The organism is Pseudomonas sp. 05T35, assembly GCF_056396605.1.
Genome location: NZ_JBFTLU010000294.1, coordinates 1 through 5,670, shown reverse-complemented (window position 1 = coordinate 5,670; position 5,670 = coordinate 1). Strand labels below are relative to the sequence as shown.

At 60.6% G+C, this 5,670-nt stretch carries 8 protein-coding genes; 3 read left to right on the top strand and 5 right to left on the bottom strand.

Annotated features, from left to right (window positions below; all coding sequences use genetic code 11):
* A partial coding sequence (locus tag AC1DH9_RS20490) for a nitrilase-related carbon-nitrogen hydrolase (RefSeq protein ID WP_477808677.1) occupies positions 1-330 on the top strand: 330 nt, incomplete at its 5' end.
* A 5-nt stretch (positions 331-335) separates the two neighbouring features.
* Positions 336-1,778, top strand: a complete 1,443-nt coding sequence (gene tldD, locus AC1DH9_RS20485; protein ID WP_054594000.1) for a metalloprotease TldD — start codon at positions 336-338, stop codon at positions 1,776-1,778.
* Positions 1,779-1,826: 48 nt separating this feature from the next.
* Here the strand turns inward: tldD and yjgA are convergent, their stop codons facing one another.
* Positions 1,827-2,351, bottom strand: a complete 525-nt coding sequence (gene yjgA, locus AC1DH9_RS20480; RefSeq protein WP_054593999.1) for a ribosome biogenesis factor YjgA — start codon at positions 2,349-2,351, stop codon at positions 1,827-1,829.
* A gap of 108 nt (positions 2,352-2,459) precedes the next feature.
* Between yjgA and pmbA the strand changes: the two genes are divergently transcribed.
* Complete coding sequence (pmbA, locus tag AC1DH9_RS20475; RefSeq protein WP_427546850.1) at positions 2,460-3,806, top strand: metalloprotease PmbA; 1,347 nt, start codon at positions 2,460-2,462, stop codon at positions 3,804-3,806.
* 109 nt (positions 3,807-3,915) lie between these two features.
* Here pmbA and AC1DH9_RS20470 read toward each other — a convergent pair whose 3' ends face one another.
* The 4 genes from AC1DH9_RS20470 to hpf form a co-directional block, all read right to left on the bottom strand.
* Positions 3,916-4,194: an HPr family phosphocarrier protein gene (locus AC1DH9_RS20470; RefSeq protein ID WP_427546853.1), complete on the bottom strand. Its 279-nt coding sequence runs from the start codon at positions 4,192-4,194 to the stop codon at positions 3,916-3,918.
* Between the two features lie 15 nt (positions 4,195-4,209).
* Positions 4,210-5,067: an RNase adapter RapZ gene (rapZ, locus tag AC1DH9_RS20465; protein WP_427546856.1), complete on the bottom strand. Its 858-nt coding sequence runs from the start codon at positions 5,065-5,067 to the stop codon at positions 4,210-4,212.
* Between the two features lie 2 nt (positions 5,068-5,069).
* A complete protein-coding gene (gene ptsN, locus AC1DH9_RS20460; RefSeq protein WP_054593995.1) occupies positions 5,070-5,534 on the bottom strand; it encodes a PTS IIA-like nitrogen regulatory protein PtsN in 465 nt (154 codons plus the stop codon).
* A 12-nt stretch (positions 5,535-5,546) separates the two neighbouring features.
* The coding region (gene hpf / locus AC1DH9_RS20455; protein ID WP_477808678.1) for a ribosome hibernation-promoting factor, HPF/YfiA family at positions 5,547-5,670 on the bottom strand (124 nt) is incomplete at its 5' end.

The window sequence follows — 5,670 nt, the reverse complement described above, 5'->3', positions numbered from 1 at the left end:
ACTGCACCGTCAGCGTTTACGGCGGTAACAGGCGCGGCCCATTGGGAAGTATTGATTCGCGCGCGGGCCATCGAAACCCAGTGTTACGTGTTGGCGGCCGCCCAGGGTGGCACTCATCCGGGGCCGCGTGAAACCTTTGGCCATGCAGCGATTGTTGACCCGTGGGGGCGCGTGCTGGCGGAACAGGATCAAGGCGAGGCCGTGCTGCTGGCCGAACGCGATAGCAGCGAACAGGCGTCCATCCGGGCGCGGATGCCGGTGTCCAGTCACCGGCGCTTTTTCTCGCAGGGCGCACAGCGACCTGCCTCAGAACGTGGAATTAAGGCGTAAAACCTATGAGCGAGTTGTTGTCCTCAGTCAGTGAACATCTGCTTGCGCCGGGCGGCGTGACGATCGAGAACCTGCAAAGCGTGTTGGGTGACCTGGCCGGCCCGGGCATCGATGCGGCCGACCTGTATTTCCAGGGACAGATCTCCGAGTCCTGGGCGCTCGAAGACGGTATCGTCAAGGAAGGCAGCTTCAACCTCGATCAGGGGGTCGGCGTGCGTGCGCAATCGGGTGAAAAAACCGGTTTTGCTTATAGCAATGCGATCACCCTCGAAGCCTTGGGTCTGGCGGCCCGTGCTGCGCGCTCTATCTCCCGTGCCGGGCAAAACGGTACGGTACAAGCGTTCAGCACCCAGGATGTTGCCCGTTTGTACGGGCCCGATAACCCGCTGGAAGTAATGACTCGCGCCGAGAAAGTCGAGCTGCTCAAGCGTATCGACGTGGCCACTCGCGCGCTCGATCCGCGTATCCAGCAAGTCACCGTGAGCATGGCCGGGGTCTGGGAACGGATTCTGGTGGCCTCCACCGACGGTGGACTGGCGGCGGATATACGACCGCTGGTGCGCTTCAATGTCAGTGTGATCGTCGAGCAGAACGGTCGCCGTGAACGCGGTGGTCATGGCGGCGGCGGGCGTACCGATTACCGCTATTTCCTCGCTGAAGACCGTGCCATGAGCTACGCCCGTGAGGCATTGCGCCAGGCGCTGGTGAATCTCGAAGCCATTCCGGCGCCGGCCGGTACCTTGCCGGTGGTTCTGGGTTCGGGCTGGTCCGGCGTGTTGCTGCACGAAGCGGTCGGTCATGGCCTGGAAGGAGACTTCAACCGCAAAGGCAGTTCGGCCTACAGCGGCCGCATGGGTGAAATGGTTGCCTCCAAACTCTGCACCATCGTCGATGACGGCACACTGGCCGGTCGCCGTGGATCGCTGAGTATCGACGACGAAGGTACCCCGACCGAGTGCACCACACTGATCGAAAACGGCGTGCTCAAGGGCTACATGCAGGACAAGCTCAATGCTCGCCTGATGGGCCTGGCGCGCACCGGCAACGGTCGCCGCGAGTCTTACGCGCATCTGCCGATGCCACGCATGACCAACACGTACATGCTCGGCGGCGAAAGCGATCCGGCAGAAATCATCGCTTCGGTGAAGAAGGGTATCTACTGCGCCAACCTGGGCGGTGGTCAGGTCGACATCACSAGCGGCAAGTTCGTGTTCTCCACCAGCGAAGCGTACCTGATCGAGGACGGCAAGATTACCGCGCCGGTCAAAGGCGCAACGTTGATCGGTAACGGTCCGGAAGCCATGAGCCGGGTGTCGATGGTCGGTAACGATCTGGCGCTGGACAGCGGGGTAGGGACGTGCGGCAAGGATGGTCAGTCGGTGCCGGTGGGTGTCGGCCAGCCAACCTTGAAAATCGACGCGATTACCGTGGGTGGCACGGGCGCGTAAGGGATGGAGCCTGGGGTGCGCGGCATGGCCGAACACCCCGGTCGAAGACTAACGCAAACCGCGTTGAGTCTCGTCCAGCTCACGGATGTACTTGAAGATTTTTCGGCTGGAAGCAGGAGGCTTGCTTTGGGCGAGCTCGTGCTGGGCCTGACGGATCATGGAGCGCAGTTGCTGGCGATCCGCGTCCGGGTAGTCGACGACGAACTTTTCCAGTACGGCATCGTCGCCAGCGATCAAGCGATCGCGCCAGCGTTCCAGACCGTGGAAACGTTCGTTGTACTGGCGAGTGGAGGCATCGAGTTGGTCAAGCAGCACCAAAATGGCGCTGGTGTCCTGATCGCGCATCAGCTTGCCGATGAACTGCAGGTGCCGTTTACGCGCGATATTCGCGGTGTGCTTGGGCGCATCGGCCAGGGCCCGGCGCAAAGCGTCGGTCAACGGCAGTTTTGCCAGCAAGTCAGGCTTGAGTGTTGTAAGGCGCTCGCCAAGGTCAACCAGAGCATGCAGCTCGCGTTTGACCTGGGATTTGCTTTTTTCTCCCCCGTCGAGGGAGTCGTCGTAAGAATCAACCATGGTGGCAGTCCGCAAAGAAACGCCGCCATGATAACCAGTCGGGGGCCGCTTGTCCGGCCCGGTCGCTCGATGACCTTAACCGAAAGCAGAATTTGAGTGGAGAACAGCATGAGTGCAGTTGAAAGCGTCGGCCCACAAGCGTTGCCGGCACTGCAAGAGCAAGTCGAGCAGATCATCGCCGAAGCCAGGCGTCAGGGCGCCAGCGCCTGCGAAGTGGCTGTGTCTCTGGAGCAAGGCCTGTCGACCACGGTGCGTCAGCGGGAGGTTGAAACCGTTGAGTTCAACCGTGACCAGGGTTTTGGCATTACCTTGTATGTTGGCCAGCGCAAAGGCTCGGCCAGCACCTCGGCCAGTGGCCCGGAGGCCATTCGCGAAACCGTCGCCGCCGCCTTGGCCATCGCCAAGCACACCTCCGAAGATGAGCACTCGGGCCTGGCCGACGCCGCGCTGATGGCCAAGGACTTGCCGGACTTCGACCTGTTCCACGAATGGGACATCACCCCTGAGCAAGCGATCGAGCGGGCGCTGGCCTGTGAAGCGGCGGCGTTCGCCACCGACAGCCGGATCAAGAACGCCGATGGCACCACCTTGAGCACTCACCAGGGCTGCCGCGTCTATGGCAACAGCCATGGCTTTATCGGTGGTTATGCGTCGACGCGTCACAGCCTGAGCTGCGTGATGATCGCCGAAGCTGACGGCCAGATGCAGCGCGACTATTGGTATGACGTCAATCGCCAGGGCAACTTGCTGGCCGATCCGGTGAGCATCGGCCAGCGTGCGGCGCAACGGGCAGCCAGCCGTTTGGGCGCGCGTCCGGTGCCGACCTGCGAAGTGCCGGTGCTGTTTTCCGCGGAACTGGCGGGTGGTCTGTTCGGCAGTTTCCTCGGGGCAATTTCGGGCGGCAACCTGTACCGCAAGTCGTCGTTCCTCGAAGGTGCGCTGGGCCAGAAACTGTTCCCTGAATGGCTGACTATCGATGAGCGCCCGCATCTGATGCGCGCCTTGGGCAGCTCTGCGTTTGATGGCGATGGTCTGGCGACGTACGCCAAACCGTTCGTCGAGAAGGGCGAGTTGGTGTCTTATGTGTTGGGTACGTATTCCGGACGCAAACTCGGCATGCCAAGCACCGCCAACGCCGGAGGCGTGCACAATCTTTTCGTTACCCACGGCGACGAAGACCAGGCGGCGCTGTTGCGTCGCATGGGGCGCGGCTTGCTGGTGACCGAATTGATGGGGCAGGGTTTGAATATGGTCACGGGTGACTACTCTCGCGGCGCGGCGGGCTTCTGGGTCGAGAACGGTGAAATCCAGTTCGCGGTCCAGGAAGTGACAATTGCCGGCAACATGCGCGATATGTTCAAGCAGATCATTGCCGTGGGTAATGACCTGGAACTGCGCAGCAACATTCGCACAGGCTCGGTGTTGATCGAGCGGATGACCGTAGCGGGTAGCTAAGCGCTACCGCKATAMAAAAAAAGCGCGCCACCCWTTGGGTGGCSCGCTTTTTTATTGCCCGACGCAAGCTCCCTCGCCACACAAGCCCGCTCGCAAAAAGGTTATGCGTTTACTCGCCTTCGCCGAAATAGTTGTTGATCAGTTCCTTCAACGCATCCAACGCATCCTGAGCCCGGTCCCCTTCTGCGTGAAGGTGGATCGTCGTTCCCTTGCCGGCAGCGAGCATCATCATGGACATGATGCTTTTGCCATCGACCATCTTGTCCTTGTCGGGGGTGCGGCCCACTCTGATCTCACAGGGAAACTCCGCAGCTTTGCCAACGAATTTGGCTGAAGCACGGGCATGCAGACCCAGTTTGTTGATGATTTCAATTTCCAGAGCAGGCATCGCGGTGTGAATCCTTTAGCTAAGGTCGCGGTGGCGAACCTGGACGTTCTTCAGGGATTGTTGCAGGACCTGGCCCAGACGTTCGGTCAGGTAGACGGAGCGGTGATGCCCGCCGGTGCAGCCAATGGCGATGGTGACGTAAGCGCGATTGCTGGCGGCAAAGCGCGGCAGCCATTTGAGCAGGTATGTGGAGATGTCCTGGAACATCTCTTCGACATCCGGCTGAGCCGCCAGATACTCGGCAACCGGCTGGTCCAGCCCGGACTGAGCGCGCAGTTCCGGCTTCCAGTACGGGTTCGGCAAGCAACGTACGTCGAACACCAGATCGGCATCCACCGGCATGCCCCGCTTGAAGCCGAAGGATTCCACCAGAAACGCAGTGCCCGGCTCTGGCTGGTTCAAGAGGCGCAACTTGATGGTATCGCGCAGCTGATACAGGTTCAGATTGGTGGTATTGACCTTGAGGTCTGCCAGGTCGGCAATCGGCCCCAGCAGATTGGTCTCGTCATTGATGGCTTCGGCCAGCGAGCGGTTGGCGTTGCTCAGCGGATGCCGGCGGCGGGTTTCCGAGAAACGCTTGAGCAAGGTTTCTTCGTCGGCGTCCAGATACAGCACATCGCATTGGATGTGCCGACTGCGCACTTCTTCCAGCAGCTCCGGGAAGCGTGAAAGGTGGCTGGGCAGGTTGCGCGCATCAATGGAAACCGCGACCAGTGGTTGCGCCAGTTCGGTGTGAATCAGTGCGCGCTCGGCCAATTCCGGTAGCAGGCCGGCCGGGAGGTTGTCGATGCAGTAATAACCGCTGTCCTCCAGTACATCGAGGGCGGTGCTTTTACCTGAGCCGGAGCGGCCGCTGACGATGATCAAACGCATGATTAGTGACCGTTCTGCTCGTCGAGGACAACCTGGTACAAGGCTTCATTACTTTTTGCGCTGCGCAGGCGATCACGGACTTCTTTGCGATCGAGCATGCTGGCGATCTGGCGGAGCAGTTCCAGGTGCGCATCGGTGGCGGCTTGCGGGACCAGCAGAACGAATAGCAGGTCGACCGGAGCACCATCGATGGCGTCGAAATCTATAGGGGCGTCCAGGTGCATCAAGGCACTGATGGGCGACTCGCAACCTTTGAGGCGGCAGTGGGGGATGGCGATGCCGTTGCCAAAACCGGTGGAACCGAGTTTTTCACGGGCGACCAGACTCTCAAAGACATCCTGCATGGCCAGACCCGGCACTTCACGGGCGATCAGGTTGGCAATTTGTTCGAGGGCTTTCTTTTTACTGCCGCCCGGCACGTTCACCAAGGAACGGCCGGGGGTCAGGATGTTTTCAAGTCGGATCATGGGTTGGGAGTGTTAACGACCGGTCGCGCCCTGGAGGAGGCTCTGGGTCTTTTCCTTATGCTTTTTGAGTTGTTTATCCAGCTTGTCGGTCAGGGCGTCGATCGCGGCATACATGTCGTTATGCTCAGCGTTGGCG